Origin of the sequence: Paenibacillus baekrokdamisoli, assembly GCF_003945345.1 — a bacterium.
GTDB lineage: Bacteria > Bacillota > Bacilli > Paenibacillales > Paenibacillaceae > Paenibacillus_Z > Paenibacillus_Z baekrokdamisoli.
The window spans coordinates 1,169,425-1,187,011 of sequence record NZ_AP019308.1; the positions used below are offsets into that span (position 1 = coordinate 1,169,425).

Here is a 17,587-nt window from a genome sequence, read left to right on the forward strand (position 1 = left end):
AACAGTGAGAGTTAAAGACATGCAGATACCTGTGCAGGAGTCGAATTTGCTGGAGAAAGAAACGATTTTATCCGTTAAGGGTGTCAAAAAGAAAATAAGCGGTAAAATGATCATTCATGATGTCTCCTTCAACGTGCAAGCGGGAGAAATTTTCGGGTTTCTTGGACCTAATGGTTCCGGTAAAACAACTACGATTCGGATGCTTGTTGACTTAATTAAACCAACAGCCGGTGAGATCAAGATTTGCGGTCATAATGTTCAACGAGATCCCGAGGAAGCGCTGCGTCATATTGGATGTATCGTCGAGAATCCTGAGGTTTATAGCTATATGACCGGATGGGAGAATCTGGAGCATTTTGCCCGGATGCAGAGAGGCATTGACAATGACCGTATTCAGGAGGTTGTTGCTATCGTTGGTCTTGAGCATCGGATTCATGATAAGGTCAAAACCTATTCGCTTGGGATGCGGCAGCGGCTGGGTATCGCGCAAGCGCTATTGGGTAGACCTCGGTTACTGATTCTGGACGAGCCTACGAATGGACTTGATCCTAAAGGTATTAAGGAGCTGCGCGAATTTGTGCGTATGCTGGCTGATCAGGGTATGAGCTTATTCATATCCAGCCATTTATTAAGTGAAATCCAATTAATGTGTGACCGTGTTGCTATTATTAGCCATGGTCGTGTTCTTGCAGTTGGTACTGTCGATGAGCTGGTTAAGCAGGCAGGGACTTATGTGGTATGGCAATTCGATCAGCCGGAAGCGGGGAGACAACTGCTGGCAAAGGAGCAGGATATTATCTTCGTTGGTAACGGCGAGCATCGAATCGATGAGAGTATATTGGCTGGGCTGCAGGATGCTTTGATTACAATCATGGAGCATGAGCGAATTCCTGGACTTGTTGAGAAGGCCGTCCATGCCGGTATCGGCGTTCTTTCTGTTCAGCGAATTGCACCAACACTTGAGGAATTATTTTTGAAAATGACGGAGGGGGAGAGCATTGGATAGCTTGCTGCCGCTTATACAGAACGAGACGCTGAAAATTTGGAAGAAGAAACGATTCTATGTCGTTATTCTCGTACTGCTTGTGCTCATCCCTATATTCACTTATGCGCAGATGAAAATATCCGAAACGAACAAGAAGAACTTCAAGGATTGGCGTAATCAGCTGGTCCAGCAAATTAACGATTATCAGAATGCGCTGTCCAGTGAGCGAATTCCAGAAGAATGGAAACGATATCGCAAAATCGCCGTTCAGCAGCTGCAGTACTATTTGGATCATGATGTGAACCCGAATTCACCTGATGGTGTTACCTTTACACGCGGCTTTATGTCAAATTCCGTCACGCTATTCTATCCCTTGCTCGTTCTCGCGATTGCATCCGATCTGATCTCCGGCGAACGAACGACGGGCACGATTAAGATGTTGCTGACGCGTCCTGTTCGAAGGTGGAAGATCCTATTCAGTAAGCTGATTGCCCTTACACTTTATGTGTCCCTTATTGTTGTTTCCAGCGCCATTCTCTGTTATCTTATATCGGGCGCACTGTTTGGCTACGGTGGCTGGACAATGCCGATTTTTACGGGCTTTGTTATTAATGGCTCAAGCGTGAACAATTCATTTGTTCATGCGGTACCGCAATGGCTCTACTTACTCATGGAAGGCGGACTTATCTGGGTATCCTCTATGACAGTAGCTATCCTGGCACTTATGGTTTCTGTTCTCGTAAGAAGCACGGCAGCGAGTATTGTGACAATGATGGCAGCTGTTATTGCCGGGACGATTCTATCCAGCATGTCCTCCTCTTGGGAAAGCGCCAAATATGTGTTTGCAGTTAATCTGCAGCTAACGGGTTATCTAGCTGGTTCACCACCTCCAATTCAGGGAATGACGCTCTCGTTTTCGCTCTTTATTTTGGCAGTTTGGGCGATTGGCGGATTAATCGTTTCTTTCAGTGTCTTTACGAAACAGGACATCATGAATTAGAATAGCTTTCAGTGGGAGTTTAAAGGAAATGATCCGTTCCGTGCAGCTGTTCCTTATTTTTATGCTGAGGCGGGAGTAGGCGCTACTGGCGCTTATCATTTTTATTTAGCGTTATTTGACGAAATTGAGGTATGATTGCATACGTTATGTTATTAGACAAGTGATGGTATGGATGGAGAAAATAGTTTTTGCTTTGTAAAAACTTTAAATTATGCTTACGAAGCCGGTTTGCTTCGTAATAAATTTTAGGAGGACCAGTATGACTGAGCAGGTGGATCTGTTTGCGGGCGAGACTTCTTCGGCTGCTAATCGTAATTACGAAGCCGACGATATTCAAGTGCTGGAGGGTTTGACGGCAGTCCGCAAACGGCCCGGGATGTATATAGGAAGCACAAGCAGCTCGGGACTGCATCATCTCGTCTGGGAGATCGTCGACAACGCAGTCGATGAGCATTTAGCCAAATTTTGTTCTACAATTGATGTCGTCATTCATTCAGACGGCTCTGTAATGGTTAAAGATAACGGGCGAGGTATTCCGACAGGGATGCATAAGACAGGAATTCCAACTCCACAGGTGGTATTTACAATTTTGCATGCGGGCGGCAAATTTGGCGGTGGAGGATATAAGAAATCCGGTGGACTTCATGGTGTTGGCGCATCGGTAACGAATGCGTTGTCTGAATGGCTGGAGGTCGAAATTTTCCGAGACGGGAAGATAAGTAAACAACGTTTCGAGTATTGGGTCGACAAGAACGGCAAAGAGCATGTGGGTGAGCCCGTGAGAGGGCTGGAAGTCATCGGCAACACGAATCGGACAGGAACGAAGGTTACGTTCAAGCCTGATGCTCGCGTATTCCACGGTAATATTGCGATAAGTTACGAGACTTTATCTGAGCGTCTTCAAGAAATTGCGTTTCTGAACTCCGGCTTGAAAGTGTCGGTTAAGGACGAAAGAAGCGGCAAACAAGAGATTTATCATTATGAGGGCGGCGCGCGTCAATTTGTTCAATTCCTGAATGAGGATAAAACCGTTCTGCATGATGTCATTCATTTTGCTGCGGAGAAGGATGATATTGAAGTTGAAGTTGCACTGCAATATAACGATGGATATACAGAAACTTTGGCCTCATTCGTAAATGCGATTCCAACGCGCGGTGGCGGTACGCATGAAACGGGCTTCAGAACCGCTTATACGCGTGTAATGAATGATTATGCTCGTAAAAATGCGCTCTTAAGGGAAAAGGATAAAAATCTTGAGGGTAATGATTTGCGTGAAGGTATGATGGCGGTCATTAATATCAAGATGTCTGAGGTTGAATTTGTCGGTCAAACGAAGGATCAGCTCGGAAGTTCATCTGCTCGAAGTGTGGTTGATGCGATTGTGTCGGACAAAATGCAGGTTTTCCTGGAAGAGAATCCGCAGGTTGCCCAAATGCTGCTCAAGAAATCGGTGCAAGCCTCAAGAGCTCGTGAAGCAGCGCGTAAAGCGCGTGAAGAAATTCGCAGCGGCAAGAAGAAGAGCGAAAGCTCCAATCTGAATGGTAAATTGACACCAGCCCAGTCGAAGGATTATACACGAAATGAGTTATTTATTGTCGAAGGTGATTCAGCTGGCGGCTCGGCTAAACAAGGGCGTGACTCTAAGCATCAGGCTATATTGCCTCTTAAGGGCAAGCCGATGAATCCAGAGAAGGCTAAACTCATTGATATTCTAAAAAACGATGAATATAAGGCGATTATCTCGGCGATTGGCTCAGGAATTGGGCCGGAATTCGACGCAGAATCGTGTAACTATAATAAAATAATTATCATGACGGATGCTGATACCGATGGCGCCCACATCCAAGTCTTACTTTTGACCTTCTTTTATCGCTACATGAAGCCGCTAATTGATTTGGGTCGTGTGTATATCGCACAACCACCGCTCTATAAGCTTACCCGTAAGTCTGGTAAGCTGGAGACGGTTCGATATGCTTGGACGGATGAACAACTGCAGAACTATTTGAAGGAATTTGGCAAGAATTTTGAGCTGCAGCGTTATAAAGGACTCGGTGAGATGAATCCAGATCAGCTATGGGAAACAACGATGAATCCAGAGTCACGTACGCTGCTTCAGGTACAGATTGAGGATGCCGCCAAAGCTGAGCGCCGCGTATCGACGCTCATGGGTGACAAAGTTGATCCACGTAAACGCTGGATTATTGAAAATGTCGACTTTACCGAGTACGTGGAATAGGAGAGAAAAGCATGAGCATCCTGGAACAGTTTTTACCGGCGTTTTTGGAAGAGGTTGTCGGAGACCGATTCGGACGCTATTCCAAATACATCATACAGGACCGTGCCATACCCGACGTTCGCGACGGATTGAAACCGGTTCAAAGGCGTATTTTATACGCGATGTATGATTCTGGTAACACGCCTGATAAAGGCTATCGTAAATCGGCTAAAACAGTCGGTGATGTTATGGGTAATTACCATCCACACGGAGATTCCTCCATCTATGATGGAATGGTAAGGATGGCCCAGCCATGGAAGATGGGGCATATGCTTGTTGATGGACATGGCAACTGGGGTTCAGTTGATGATGATCCACCAGCAGCAATGCGTTATACAGAAGCTCGGCTATCCTCGATTGCGATGGAGCTGCTTCGTGATATTGAGAAACGAACGGTCTTATTTAAAGACAATTTCGATAATACAACCAAAGAACCCGTTGTATTGCCAGCTCGTTATCCGAACTTATTGGTTAATGGAGTTAGTGGAATTTCAGCGGGCTTTGCTACGGAGATTCCACCGCATAATTTAAGAGAAGTAATCAATGCTTGCATAGCGATGATGGAGAAACCGGATCTTGAGCTAGAAGAGCTTATGACGATTCTCAAAGGTCCGGACTTCCCAACTGGCGGCATGATTATGGGCGAGGAAGGGATCCGCGATGCTTATCAGAATGGTAAGGGACGTATTTACCTTCGGTCCAAAACGACCATTGAAGACATGAAGGGCGGACGCCAACAGCTTGTTATAACAGAAATTCCTTATCAGGTTGTTAAGTCTCGTCTTGTAACCGCGATGGAAAACATCCGCATCGAGAAAAAGGTTGAAGGGATCGCTGAGGTTCGCGATGAAAGCGGCCGGAATGGCCTTCGTATTGTTGTGGAATTCAAGAAAGAAGCGGATGCACAAGGTATACTGGCTTACCTGTTGAAGAAAACCGACCTTCAAGTCGTATACAACTTCAATATGGTGGCAATCGTGAACAAAGCGCCGAAACAGTTAGGTGTAAGGGAAATTCTAACGGCTTATATCGCCCATCAGAGAGAAGTTGTGACGCATCGGTCACAATATGACCTTGATAAAGCGGAAGACCGTGCACACGTGCTGGAAGGGCTTGCAAAAGCGCTTAATTTGCTCGATGAGATTATTGCGACGATTAAAGCATCAAAAAACCGACAAGACGCTCAAAATAACCTCGTAGAGAAGTTTACCTTTACCGAACGACAGGCAGATGCCATTCTAACGTTACAATTGTACCGATTAACGAATCTCGAAATCAATTCCATTGAAAAAGAATTGAAAGAAATACAGAAACGAATCGCTTACTTGCGCTCTATTCTGAATAGCGAGAAGAAGCTGCTAAGTGTCATAAAAGAAGAACTCCTTGAAATTCGTGATAAATACGGCATCGATCGTCGTTCAGAAATTAGAGGCGAGGTCGAGGAGCTGAAGGTGAATCTGGAGGTCATCGTCCCTGCTGAGGATGTTCTTGTCACCTTGAGTCAAGATGGTTACATCAAGCGTACGTCTAAGCAATCCTTTACCCGTTCCGGTGGTGAGATTGGCAATGCTGGGGTGAAGGAAGGCGACGTTATCCGCACCCTGCTGGATGTGAATACGATTGATCAGCTGCTCTTGTTTACGCGGAAAGGTTACTATTATCCATTGCCTGTCCATCTCATTCCAGAGTTCAAATGGAAGGATACAGGAACAGCTGTCGTCAATGTAGTCTCGATTCCTAAGGATGATAGTGTCATAAGTGTCATTCCAATTAAAGATTTCGAAGAGGCTAACCGTTCACTGCTATTCGTAACTAGAAGAGGTCAAGTAAAACGGACAGATCTGAAGGAATACAGATCCTCACGTTCTACCGGTATGGCCGCTGTAAAGGTTGCAGAAGGTGATGAGGTGCTTCGAGTCATTCTAAGCGATGCCTCCAAAGAATTGCTGCTAGTTAGTAAAGAAGGCATGAGCATACGCTTCATGGAGACTGAAGTGAATGGTATGGGGCGCGTAGCTGGTGGCGTTCGGGGCATTCAAATCAAGGAAACCGATGAAGTGGTCGCTGCGGAGCTGGTGCTTGGTGATGAAGGAGAAGTCCTAGTCATCACAGAGCTTGGCTTTGCGAAGCGTTCTCTGCTGCTTGATTACCCGATACAAGGCCGTGGAGGCAAAGGCGTAGCAACCTTTGAATTCAAGGAAGGGAAGCGGGTAAGAACGAATGGAGAAAGACTGATTGGCGCTTTCCACTGCAAAGAGGAACGCGAACTGCTGCTGCTTACTGCTTCAGGCGTTCAAATGATTGTATCTACAGAAAAAGCGCCAGTGGATGACCGGAAATCGACGGGACGAGCTATTGTTACAGTAGATAAGAAAGACATACTCTTAACGGTATTCCCAAAAGCAGACAGTTAAGCAAGATTCTTAATCAAAAGGCTGATGCGGTGGATCGATTCGTTCGATTAATTGCATCACCATATCTAATACGACCCACAGTGGGGCCGGCTCATCAAGCCGGTCCATCCATTGTGGGTCTTTTATTACACCACTATCGATCAGCTTACGCATTAATTCCATTTTACGGTCGTTCATGGCAATCACGCTCCCGCGTTTAATTTCGAGCCGGTACAACAGCCTATGCCCTAGTCTATGTCTAACCATGTCAAATGGTTCTGTTTCCTAGCGGTTAATAGGACAAAATATTAACTGCATTAATCTTTTATTCGACAATTTGAAATGCTATAATCGAGTTAAGAGGATAACGGAGAAAGCGGGTGAGTCTCATCATTTCTACTGAATTTGCTAAGTTGTGGATGAAGATGACGAAAGACTGGAAGACGCATCTGGAGGAAGAACTTTCGCCTGGATTAACGGAAGGTCAGCTCGTCGTACTTGAGCTGCTGCTGCAATATCAGCCGATGAAGCCATCCGATTTACTGGCTTATCTCGCTACGACACCTGCCGCAATTACGACATTGTTAGACCGTATGGAGCGCGCTGGCTTGGTCGTCCGTAGCCGTGATGAGCGTGATCGCCGAATTGTATGGGTAACAGTAACCGAGAAGGGGGATGCTGAGGCTAAGCGCGGCATTGCCATCCGGGAAGCATTTATTGATGGAGCACTGGATCGTATTTCTTCACATAACCAACAGCTGCTTGTCTATCTTCTTGGAAAAGTTGCTCATACATAGAGAAAACGCCTCTGCATTTATCGCAGGGGCGTTTGTTTAATTCAAGCTCTCTTGCAGAATATAAGGCTCTGCGGACATCGAAGCGAATCGCTGTTTGAGAATCGTGATATTTTGATTGATAGATGCGTAATCATTCTCTGTTAAATCTATTAAACTATTAGATATGAGGGCTTGTTCGATAGGGACGATGGTATAATGATAGACATTATTGACTTTACTTCGCTGAACCCACGTTGGTATAGGCTCTACATCTCCGATTGAGGTTATACCTGAGCTTACGTTCTTATGGATATCTACTTTAAAAATAACGCCGTAGTCTTTTGTATCGCCACGTTGATTCGAGATGAAGTTACCCATGGAGTAGATAATGAGACCTCGTCTTGTCGATCCATCCGGCTCAGGAACCTCTACGGTTTCATAGGGTTGAACCACATGAGGATGAGAGCCTGCGATAATGTCTGCTCCGGCAGCAATTAGCTTGCGTGCAAGTGTTTTTTGCTTATCATTAGGTGCCGTTTGATATTCCGTGCCGAAGTGAAGGGAGATCGTAATGAAATCCACGCCAGCCTTCTTCAATTGCGCGATGTCATGAATCATTGCAGCCTCGTCAATCATGGATACCGCATAGGGTTTTTTCACGGGTAGAGCGATGCCATTCGTTCCATACGTGTAAGCCAGCAGCCCCATTCGAATACCCTTCCGTTCGACGATTGTAAGGGCGTTTGCTTCTATACGCGAGCGAGCAGTGCCTTTCGTCACTAAGCCAAGCTTTTGCAATTTCTCTAGCGTGAGTTCAATGCCTTTTGCTCCCCGGTCCATGGCATGATTATTCGCATTCGTAACAATATCAAAGCCCGCATATTTTACTGCGTCTGCAAGCTCTGTGGGCGCATTAAATCGCGGGAAGCCGGAATAGCCAAGCGACTTGCCTGCAATAGGAGTCTCTAAATTCACTAGCGTCCAATCGCCTTGGTCCAAGATCGGTTTAACCTGCGTGAAGAACGGGTTGAAGTTGTAGCGATTCTTCTTTGAATCGTAAGCTCCTGGCAGCTGCGGCATATGCATCATCACATCGCCAGCAGCCATCCATACCGCATCCGTGACTTTATCAACAGAAGGAGTTGCGTCATCGTTCGTATCATTGCCTTCAGAATCAGGAGAAGGGCTATCAGGAGAAGGGCTATCACTCTCAGTGCTCGTGTCATCACTATTCGAAGGGTTGGCGTCGCTTCCTGTATCCGGCTGTGTGATTGGAGGATCATTAACTTTGGATTCATTAGGCTTGTCTGATTCAAGAGCTCCGTTCATGCAGCCTGATAGAATCGTAAAGATGATCAAGGCGAGACCCAACAAACGGACGATTCTCATGCTTCAAACCCTTCCGATGGCAAGATATGCAGGGCATTCGTATAGTCACGTTCACTAAATCGCGTCCATACACCCGTTCGCGGGGGTTCTGAGAGGAAGATCATCCATTCCTTCGTAACCGGATGGGCAACGCCTATTGAAGCTGACCACAAGGCTATATCTTGTTCACCCTCCACTATAGGAGCGCCATATTTGCGATCAAAGAAAAGAGGGCAATGAATAGCGGCCATTTGAGCTCGTATTTGATGGGATCTGCCCGTAACGAGTTTCACGGCTATCAGTGAACAATCACGATGTTTGGCGACTACCACATAATCAAGCAGCGCTTCTTTGGCATCGGCTGTAGGTTTATCATAGACAGTGACGATGTTGCGGGCAGCATCCTTGCTCAAATAGTGCCGTAGACGCCCTGAGGAGGCCTTAGGAGAACCGTGAACGACTGTGATGTAGAACTTATCGAACTGTCTGCTGCGAACGGACTCGGACAAACGTGATGCCGCCTTTGAAGTTTTGGCGAACAGCATCGCTCCGCCGACAGGTCGGTCCAAGCGATGAATAAGCCCGACATAGACATTGCCAGGCTTTTCGTAGCGAATTTTCAAGTCTTCTTTAAGGAGGGTAACCATATCGGGCTCACCTGTGTCATCGGCTTGAGATAAGATCCCAGGCTGTTTGACAACAGCGAGGAGGTGATTATCCTCAAATAGAATTGGCAGTATAGAAGAAGGCGATGAATGAGAATCGCTTGTCATCTATTTAGCCTCCCAGCGGCCCAAAATTCCGCATGGCAGCGTTAGCCCCGTTGCTGTAATTGGAATTCCGATCTCTCCACTATGAATCGATCCGCTGAATTTCTGCCCCATTGTCATATGGAGCATATTATGCAGCACGGTAGGAGAGATTCCCGACGTATAGGAATTCACGAGCATAAAGAGTGGATCAGGTGATAAGACGCTTAAACAAGATTCAATGAAAGGGTAGAGGTTCTCCTCCAGCTTCCACATCTCGCCATTAGGACCGCGTCCGTAGGAAGGAGGGTCCATAATGATAGCATCATATTGCTTACCACGGCGTTGCTCCCGCTGCACGAATTTGAACACATCGTCAATAATATATCGAATGGGATTGCTCTCTAGGCCAGATAGCTGCGCGTTTTCTTTGGCCCACTGTACCATTCCTTTGGCGGCGTCTACATGACATACCTCTGCACCAGCCGCTGCTGCCGCTAAGGTTGCTCCGCCTGTATAAGCAAATAGGTTAAGAACCCGAATCGGACGTCCTGCTCCGCGGATCTTATCCATCATCCAGCTCCAATTCACTGCTTGCTCAGGGAAAAGGCCTGTATGCTTGAAGCTAGTTGGACGAATGTGGAATTTAAGCTCCCCGTAGGATACAGTCCAACGTTCAGGCATCTTCGTGCGGAATTCCCATTCTCCACCTCCAGTAGAGCTGCGGTGGTAGTGACCATCTGCAGTCGTCCAGCGTGAGGTTTGTCCTGTATTCGGCCAAATGACCTGAGGATCAGGTCTTCTAAGGATGTAGGACCCCCAACGTTCTAATTTCTCTCCATCCCCTGTGTCTAACAATTCATAGTCTTTCCATTGATCAGCGTTGTACATAAGTCGATCCTTCCTTGATGTTGAATTTATAGCCGATTCCGCGAACCGTTATGATATACATAGGGTTAGTCGGATCGGGTTCAATCTTTTTGCGTAAATTGCTGATATGTACCATGAGAGTACGCGTATCACCCATACTATCATGTCCCCAAATGATCGTGTACAAATCGTCCAGTGCAAATGCGCGATTCGGAGATTTGGCAAGGTGAACAAGCAATTCGAACTCTTTCGTTGATAAGAAGACTTCCTTATCTCGAATCTGTACGGTTCGTGCTGGTAGATCAATAACTAGACCATCAAAGGAGAGAAGCTCGCCATTCTCCCTTGCTGCGAAACTTTGCATGACGACGGACTGTCTGCGAAGATGCGCTTTGACGCGTGCAACCAGCTGGCTTGGACTGAACGGTTTTGTCATATAATCATCGCCGCCCACTGTCAATCCGTGTATAATGTCGGTATCATCGCTCTTACAGCTTATGAACAAAATGGGAACATTGGAAATCGTACGGATTTGTTTGCATACTTCAAAGCCGTCTATGCTTTTAAGCGAAATATCCAATATGATTAAATCCGGCTGAAGCTCGCCAGCCAGCATGATGGCATCTTCACCGTTATCAGTGGAATGAACGTCAAAGCCTTCCCGTTCCATATAAAGTGTAATAAGCTCTGTAATGTCAGATTCATCATCTACGACCAATATTTTGCTCCCGCTCATTTTGAATCCTCCTCTTCCTCGAACTATTATAGCGAATGGAGGGAGGGATGAGCAATCCACGTTTTTGCAGGAGGGATTCATTATTTATCGTTTGCCTGGTTTACTACTCATTCTTCTTCTATTACCACTCCTTCTTTCGAGCTGCTCTGTTCAAACGGAGGCTTCAAAGCCGACTGCTGTTCATGGTGAGCTTGATCTTCGAAAATGGTCTTTCGAGTCTAATGGCGAACTGACTTTATCAGGGCAGTGGGCCTTTTTTGGGAAGCAGCTGTTACAGCCCAATGAGGCCCACATGTCTGAGAGCAGCTTCGTTATGGTCCCGCGTTCCTGGAATAGCTATCCGGCTAGCTTTGGATTCAAAAACGGACAAGGTTATGCAACATACCGTCTAACGGTTCGGATTCAGCCAACGGAGCATGTTCTTGCGCTGCGCGTGCCTAATATTTTCAGTTCATATAAGCTGTGGGTGAACGGGGATTTACTTGCTGCTGAAGGAGTTGTCGGCACGAGCAGAGATACGTCAAGTCCAGAGCAATTTCCACGCATAGTTTCGTTCGATGCTCATACGGACAAGCTGGATATTGTGGTGCAGGTTTCTAATTTTCAGCATCGCAAGGGTGGCATCTGGGTTGATTTTAAGCTGGGAGACAGTGACCAAATTGTTCGCTCTCAAATGATCGCTACCGCTCAGGAGATGGCTATATTAGGAAGCTTGATTATTATTGGGGTGTACCATATCGGCTTATATGCCTTTTGGCGTCAAGAGCAATTCACGATTCACTTCGGGCTGCTCTGTCTATTCGTAGCTGCGAGATCAAGTGTGACCGGAGATTCCTATTTGATGCAGCTCTTCCCTATCTCATGGGAGACGGGGCTGAAGATCGAATATATTTCCTTAGTGTTTAGTGCGGTAACCGGCTTCTTATATGTATATCGATTGTTTCCAGGCGTGGTATCCAAAAGAGTCGTACAAGCTATTATTGGCATAGGAATGATGCTGTGCCTATTTGTTCTTGTATTTCCGGCCATCGTTTATTCCAAGTCGCTTCCGATCTTTCAACTATTTGTACTTGGTGTCGGCATGTACTGCCTTATTATTGTAATCAAAGCGCTGATTCTCAAACGGGCAGGAGCTGGCTTCGTACTGGCAGGAGTTGCTGTCTTTGTGTTGACCGTAATGAATGACATGCTCTTCTATAATGAATGGTTCGTATTTCCCCAGCTTGTTCCGATTGGATTGTTTTTTTTCATGCTGATGCAGTCCTTCATTATTTCAACCCGCTTCTCTACGGCACTGCGGCGAGTAGGACAGGTGTCGGACGAGCTGAGAGAGCTCAACACGCACTTGGAAGAGAGAATCGAGGAGCGGACCGAAGCGCTAAGTCTTACGAATGAAACGTTAGAGCAGAGAAACCGTGATCTTGGGAGAATGGAGACTTCGAGGCGCCATCTTATGACGAATATCTCGCATGATTTGAGAACGCCGATCACACTGCTTCAGGGGTATTTGGAAGCTATTCAAGATGGTGTTGTAAAGAGTGAGGAACAGCGGCAAAAATATGTCCGTATGATGCTTGGCAAAGTAGGCGGGCTGAACCGGCTCATACATGATCTGTTTGAGCTATCCAAGTTGGAAGCAGGTCAGCTCCGCTTTGATCTTAGTGATGTATTGCTAAGTGAATGGATCGAACAGATTCAGGGTCAGTACGAAATTGATATCCGAAGCGGAGGATTATCGTTCACATGTGCTTATGACTACGCTAGACAAGAGGTGCCAGAGTTGGAGCAGCCGGAACGTATTCTAGTAAAGCTTGATCTGCCCAGAATGGACCAAGTGATAGCAAATGTCATTTATAATGCGCTCAAGCATACACCTCGGAATGGTCATCTTTCGCTTTTATTCTACTATGATTATGAAACGAGCCGGGTAATAATTAATGTTTGCGATACGGGAAGCGGCATTGAGACGGAGCATTTGCCCTTTATATTTGATCGGTTCTACAAGAAAGAGATCTCGCGCAACTCAGCAGAAGGAGGAAGCGGTCTAGGGCTCGCTATTGCGAAAGAAATTGTTGAAGGACATGAGGGAACAATTGGAGCTGAAAGTATTCCAAACAAAGGGACTACTATCTGGATATCACTTCCAGCCAGGAAAATGTAAGCTAATCGGCTTGTCTAATCACTGCCATCATCCTATCAATGGATTGCTTGCGTTTATCCTGATCCATACTGTTAAGAATTCGAATGATTTCAATCGCTTCGGGTGTAACTGGTGTTTCAGGCTTGCTAGGCTCCCCTCCGATGATATAGTCGAGTGACACCTGAAACAAAACAGCCAATTTCTTCAAGGTTTCATAGACGGGCTGACGATTGTTGATTTCATAATGGCTATAGGCGGAGCGGGTTATGCCAATCTGTTTTGCGACATCTTCTTGTGAAAGGCTTTTACGAAGTCTTAGTTCTCTCAAGCGGTCTCCCATCGTCATGTTTAGGGCTCCTTACGTGAATACTAATCATCTAGTCCTAGTACGAGCAGATTATGTAATACTCTACTACTAGTAATTTATGATACAAAGTGTATCATTGTCAAGTATATGAATAGAATTTATTAGCTATATCGTTAGATAGTCGGGATAAAAGTCAAATTGAGCTCGAGGCTTGAAATTGAATCGATGAAAGCGTACAATGAAGGAAGTTATAGTTGTACGTACAAGTTGGATGAACAGAAAGCTCTTATTATTAGGTTATTTTCTCGATATGGGCAAAATATTGGGGGATTATAAAAGTTGTTTGTCTGTATTTGTTCGTACAAGTAGAGTATAAGGAGGAGAATTTCTTGCTTATCATAAAAAAATATCAATTTTGGTTTGTAACGGGAAGTCAGCACTTGTACGGACCAGAAACGCTGCAAGAAGTAGCAGAGCATTCACGAATCATTGCCGATGGGTTAGATCGTGATGAAGCGATTCCTTTTGAAGTGGTATTCAAACCGGTAGTGAAGACACCCGAAGAGATCTACAAGCTTTGCTCAGAAGCTAATGCGGATGAGAACTGCGCAGGTTTAATAACTTGGATGCATACGTTCTCTCCTGCCAAGATGTGGATCGCAGGTTTGTCTGAGCTGCGTAAGCCGCTGCTCCATTTGCATACACAATTTAACCGCGATATTCCATGGGATTCTATTGATATGGACTTCATGAACTTGAATCAATCGGCGCATGGCGATCGTGAATATGGCTTTATTGGTGCTCGTATGGGCCTCGCTCGTAAAGTTGTTGTTGGTTACTGGGAGGATACAGAAGTACGTTCACGAATTGCGGGTTGGATGCGAACTTCGGTTGCTTTTACAGAAGGACGTTCCTTGAAGGTAGCGCGTTTTGGGGATAATATGCGTCAGGTTGCTGTGACGGAAGGCGACAAGGTAGAAGCACAGATCAAATTCGGCTGGTCGATTAACGGTTATGGGATTGGGGATCTTGTTGCCCGTATCTCAGATCTATCCGAAGCAGAGGTTAATGCATTAACGGATGAATATCAATCTCTTTATGAGATTTCTTCGGAGGTACGTAATCATGCTGCGTCATGGGAATCCATCCGTGAGCAGGCTCGCATTGAGCTTGGAATGAAGGCTTTCCTGCAAGAAGGTGGATTCACCGCGTTCACAACCACATTCGAAGACCTGCATGGCATGAAGCAGCTGCCTGGCTTAGCGGTTCAACGTTTGATGGAACAGGGCTATGGTTTTGGAGGTGAAGGGGATTGGAAAACGGCAGCGTTGACTCGTATGATGAAAATGATTGCCGGTAATAAAGGGACTTCTTTCATGGAAGATTATACGTATCATTTTGAGCCAGGCAATGAACTTATTCTTGGTGCACATATGCTGGAGATTTGCCCGACTATTGCCGCTGACCGTCCCCGCCTTGAAGTGCACCCGCTGGGTATCGGCGGTAAGGCAGATCCTGCCCGGATGATATTCGACGGCCGCAGCGGACAGGCGGTTAATGCTTCTCTGATCGATCTTGGCCATCGTTTCCGTCTGATCGTGAGCATTGTGGATGCCGTGCAGCCTGATCATGATATGTCAAAGCTTCCGGTAGCTCGTGTGCTTTGGAAGCCTCAGCCATCGCTTAAGGATTCTGCTGAAGCGTGGATTCGTGCAGGTGGAGCACATCATACAGTGTTCTCGTATGAAGTTACGGCCGAGCAGCTTGTTGACTGGGCTGAGCTAACCGGTATCGAGTGTGTTATTATTGATAATTCTACGAATCCACTCTCTTTCCGCAATGAATTGCGTTTGAATGACATGTACTGGCGCCTTCGTTAACAGTAAGCGTCAGCGGACATTTAAGCATCATTCTTTTTACACTGGCTAATAAGCGTCCCTTTGGGGGCGCTTATTTGTTTGGTTGTCGACCTGCGCTTTACTTCATTCACCATTCGAAAGTAGATATTTATTACGATAATTGGCAAGTGCGAGCAGCGGCCAAATGATCGAGTAGCTGTCATAGCGAGTATACATATGACCAGGAAGAGCCGCACCGGTCGGGTAGGAGGATGTTATATTTTTCTCAAAAAGATGGTCAAGCAGGAAACGAACAGCTCGCTGCATCTTGTCACATGGCGCTGCCGAAATAGAGATTAAAGCATCGAGTGCCCAAGCTGTTTGAGAGAGGGTGGAGCTTCCGAGGGGCATATATTGTCTGTTTTTGTCACTTCCGCATGATTCGCCAAATCCGCCATCATCATTCTGAACGGCATACAGCCAATCCTTTGCCTTAAGGATAGCTGTTTCATTCGTAAGCTCGCCAACTGCGGCTAAACCCGTTAAAGCAGCCCAAGTTCCATAGATGTAGCAGATTCCCCATCTCCCATGCCATGATCCATTCTTCTCTTGATGGTTATATAGCCATTTGACGGCTCGTTGAATATAAGGCAAGTGATTCTTCAATCCTGCAGTATGTCCCAAGTATTCCAAGGTACGACCCGTTAAATCAGCAGAGGAGGGATCCGTTGCTGCATCATCCACTCCGTCTAGAGGCAGCCAGCTGATGAAACGGCTATCGTTATTTCGTTCGAAGGCCGCCCAGCCTCCATCACTATTTTGCATGGAAAGAAGCCACTGTAACCCTCGATTGGCTGCATGATTATACACATGATCGTGCCGCAGACCATGAATAGCTCTAAGGACGGCAGACGTATCATCAATATCGGGATTCATTGTATTCACGTTGGAGAAGCCCCAGCCTCCTGGTATAGGGTTCTTTACTTGCTTTTGCCAATCACCTGACTTAACATGCTGCCTTGCGATTAAATAATGTCCCGATTGTAAGATGGAGGGGTGGTCACTAGGCACGCCGGCTTTCTGAAGGGTGTAGCTAATTAAGCTGGTGTCCCATACGGTGGATGACGTATTTTGAATAGTGGCAAGGTTATTATCCTGATCGATGTAAAGTAAGGATTCCAGACCTTGCACAGCCTTCGTGATCGTAGGATGATCCACTGCATAACCGATTGATCTTAAAGCATGGATCATCAATATCGTGGAGCTAATATAACTATATAAGGTACCGTCAGGCTCAATTCGATTGAGGATGAATTGCTCTGCATGACGTAAAGCCCAATCCTGTGCCTGTCCGGGAAGATTGGTAATTGTCTTGGTCCATTGCTTCATAATGGGAAGCATTCGATGATCAAAATGCCCTTCCCAGCCAGCTTGTAAGCGATCTTCGGTTGAAGTGGGGGGAATAACAGATTGGATTCCTGAGATATGCGGCGGCATGAAATTTGGTTTACGGTCTGCAAGTATGAGCATGGGAGCCATGTGAACCCGTGCATAGCCAGAAAATTGATAAAAATGGATGGGAGAGCTCGTCGGCAGCAGCATGAAGGAAAGGGGGACAGGGAACCATTTTGGCCATGGATACTGACCGATTACCGCCAATAAAAATTTAGTCAGCAGACTATCTACGCGGGAGAGTCCGCCAAGCTGCTTAATGACTTCACTTGCGCGAATCATAGCCGTATCTGAAGGAGATAAGCCTGAGAGCAATAATGCAAAATAACATTCTGCTGTTGCGCATAAATTGGGTGAAGGCTCATCCGTGTACACACGCCAGCCTCCGTCAATCTGCTGTTTGCTAATTATTCGATCACGTATGGAAGCGATAAGCTGATGCTTTTCTGAACCAAGAGATCGCAGCAGCATGATGACTGCGGCATCTATGGTTGTTCCATATTCAATAAAGCCGTAGCGCCACGAACCGTCATCGGTTTGCTGCTCCAACATATGCTGAACAAGGGTGTCAATGCCAGACTGAACAATGCGCTGAAACATAAAGGATCACCTCGCTTCATGTTTGAAAAACGTTGATCAGATTTGGAGTTCATTTATTAAGATCGCACGGGCACTCATGCGCGTTTGCTATGCTATAG

Annotated in this window: 14 protein-coding genes; 7 read left to right on the plus strand and 7 right to left on the minus strand. The window is 46.1% G+C overall.

All coding sequences use genetic code 11. The annotated features are described in order from the left end of the window. The first annotated feature begins 19 nt into the window (after positions 1-19). From EKN16_RS05030 to gyrA, 4 genes are all read left to right on the plus strand, one after another. The gene (locus EKN16_RS05030; RefSeq protein ID WP_125665864.1) at positions 20-1,006 is read left to right on the plus strand and encodes an ABC transporter ATP-binding protein; all 987 of its coding nucleotides are present in this window, start codon (positions 20-22) and stop codon (positions 1,004-1,006) included. Continuing rightward, positions 999-1,985 (plus strand): ABC transporter permease, encoded by a 987-nt coding sequence (locus EKN16_RS05035; protein WP_125654206.1) that lies wholly within the window; start codon positions 999-1,001, stop codon positions 1,983-1,985. The genes EKN16_RS05030 and EKN16_RS05035 overlap by 8 nt, the downstream gene beginning before the upstream one ends. Before the next feature lie 259 nt (positions 1,986-2,244). Then, a complete protein-coding gene (gene parE / locus EKN16_RS05040; RefSeq protein ID WP_125654208.1) occupies positions 2,245-4,221 on the plus strand; it encodes a DNA topoisomerase IV subunit B in 1,977 nt (658 codons plus the stop codon). Between the two features lie 11 nt (positions 4,222-4,232). Continuing rightward, positions 4,233-6,674 carry a DNA gyrase subunit A gene (gene gyrA / locus EKN16_RS05045; RefSeq protein WP_125654210.1) on the plus strand — a complete coding sequence of 814 codons (2,442 nt, stop codon included), beginning with the start codon at positions 4,233-4,235 and terminating at the stop codon, positions 6,672-6,674. A gap of 9 nt (positions 6,675-6,683) precedes the next feature. Here the strand turns inward: gyrA and EKN16_RS32090 are convergent, their stop codons facing one another. Next, the gene (locus EKN16_RS32090; RefSeq protein ID WP_164522679.1) at positions 6,684-6,851 is read right to left on the minus strand and encodes a hypothetical protein; all 168 of its coding nucleotides are present in this window, start codon (positions 6,849-6,851) and stop codon (positions 6,684-6,686) included. A gap of 191 nt (positions 6,852-7,042) precedes the next feature. Here EKN16_RS32090 and EKN16_RS05050 point away from each other — a divergent pair, with 191 nt between their 5' ends. Further along, complete coding sequence (locus EKN16_RS05050) at positions 7,043-7,450, plus strand: MarR family winged helix-turn-helix transcriptional regulator (RefSeq protein ID WP_125665866.1); 408 nt, start codon at positions 7,043-7,045, stop codon at positions 7,448-7,450. 36 nt (positions 7,451-7,486) lie between these two features. Here the strand turns inward: EKN16_RS05050 and EKN16_RS05055 are convergent, their stop codons facing one another. The 4 genes from EKN16_RS05055 to EKN16_RS05070 are packed head-to-tail and all read right to left on the minus strand — an operon-like array spanning position 7,487 to position 11,152. After that, positions 7,487-8,818, minus strand: coding sequence for a CapA family protein (locus tag EKN16_RS05055; RefSeq protein ID WP_125654212.1), 1,332 nt, complete (start codon positions 8,816-8,818; stop codon positions 7,487-7,489). Next, positions 8,815-9,570 (minus strand): RluA family pseudouridine synthase, encoded by a 756-nt coding sequence (locus EKN16_RS05060; protein WP_125654214.1) that lies wholly within the window; start codon positions 9,568-9,570, stop codon positions 8,815-8,817. The genes EKN16_RS05055 and EKN16_RS05060 overlap by 4 nt, the downstream gene beginning before the upstream one ends. Beyond that, positions 9,571-10,437, minus strand: a complete 867-nt coding sequence (locus tag EKN16_RS05065; RefSeq protein ID WP_125654216.1) for a class I SAM-dependent methyltransferase — start codon at positions 10,435-10,437, stop codon at positions 9,571-9,573. Continuing rightward, positions 10,424-11,152: a response regulator transcription factor gene (locus EKN16_RS05070; RefSeq protein WP_125654218.1), complete on the minus strand. Its 729-nt coding sequence runs from the start codon at positions 11,150-11,152 to the stop codon at positions 10,424-10,426. Before EKN16_RS05070 ends, EKN16_RS05065 begins: the two co-directional genes overlap by 14 nt. A 64-nt stretch (positions 11,153-11,216) precedes the next feature. On the opposite strand from EKN16_RS05070, the gene EKN16_RS05075 reads away from it, so the two are divergent. Next, positions 11,217-13,313 carry a sensor histidine kinase gene (locus tag EKN16_RS05075; RefSeq protein ID WP_164522680.1) on the plus strand — a complete coding sequence of 699 codons (2,097 nt, stop codon included), beginning with the start codon at positions 11,217-11,219 and terminating at the stop codon, positions 13,311-13,313. A gap of 1 nt (position 13,314) precedes the next feature. Here EKN16_RS05075 and EKN16_RS05080 read toward each other — a convergent pair whose 3' ends face one another. After that, entirely contained in the window at positions 13,315-13,638 is a 324-nt protein-coding gene (locus EKN16_RS05080) for a helix-turn-helix domain-containing protein (RefSeq protein ID WP_125654222.1), read from the minus strand. Between the two features lie 350 nt (positions 13,639-13,988). Here EKN16_RS05080 and araA point away from each other — a divergent pair, with 350 nt between their 5' ends. Continuing rightward, complete coding sequence (araA, locus tag EKN16_RS05085) at positions 13,989-15,479, plus strand: L-arabinose isomerase (protein ID WP_125654224.1); 1,491 nt, start codon at positions 13,989-13,991, stop codon at positions 15,477-15,479. A gap of 102 nt (positions 15,480-15,581) precedes the next feature. On the opposite strand, the gene EKN16_RS05090 is transcribed toward araA, so the two are convergent. Next, the gene (locus tag EKN16_RS05090; protein ID WP_125654226.1) at positions 15,582-17,489 is read right to left on the minus strand and encodes a terpene cyclase/mutase family protein; all 1,908 of its coding nucleotides are present in this window, start codon (positions 17,487-17,489) and stop codon (positions 15,582-15,584) included. Positions 17,490-17,587 lie beyond the last annotated feature (98 nt).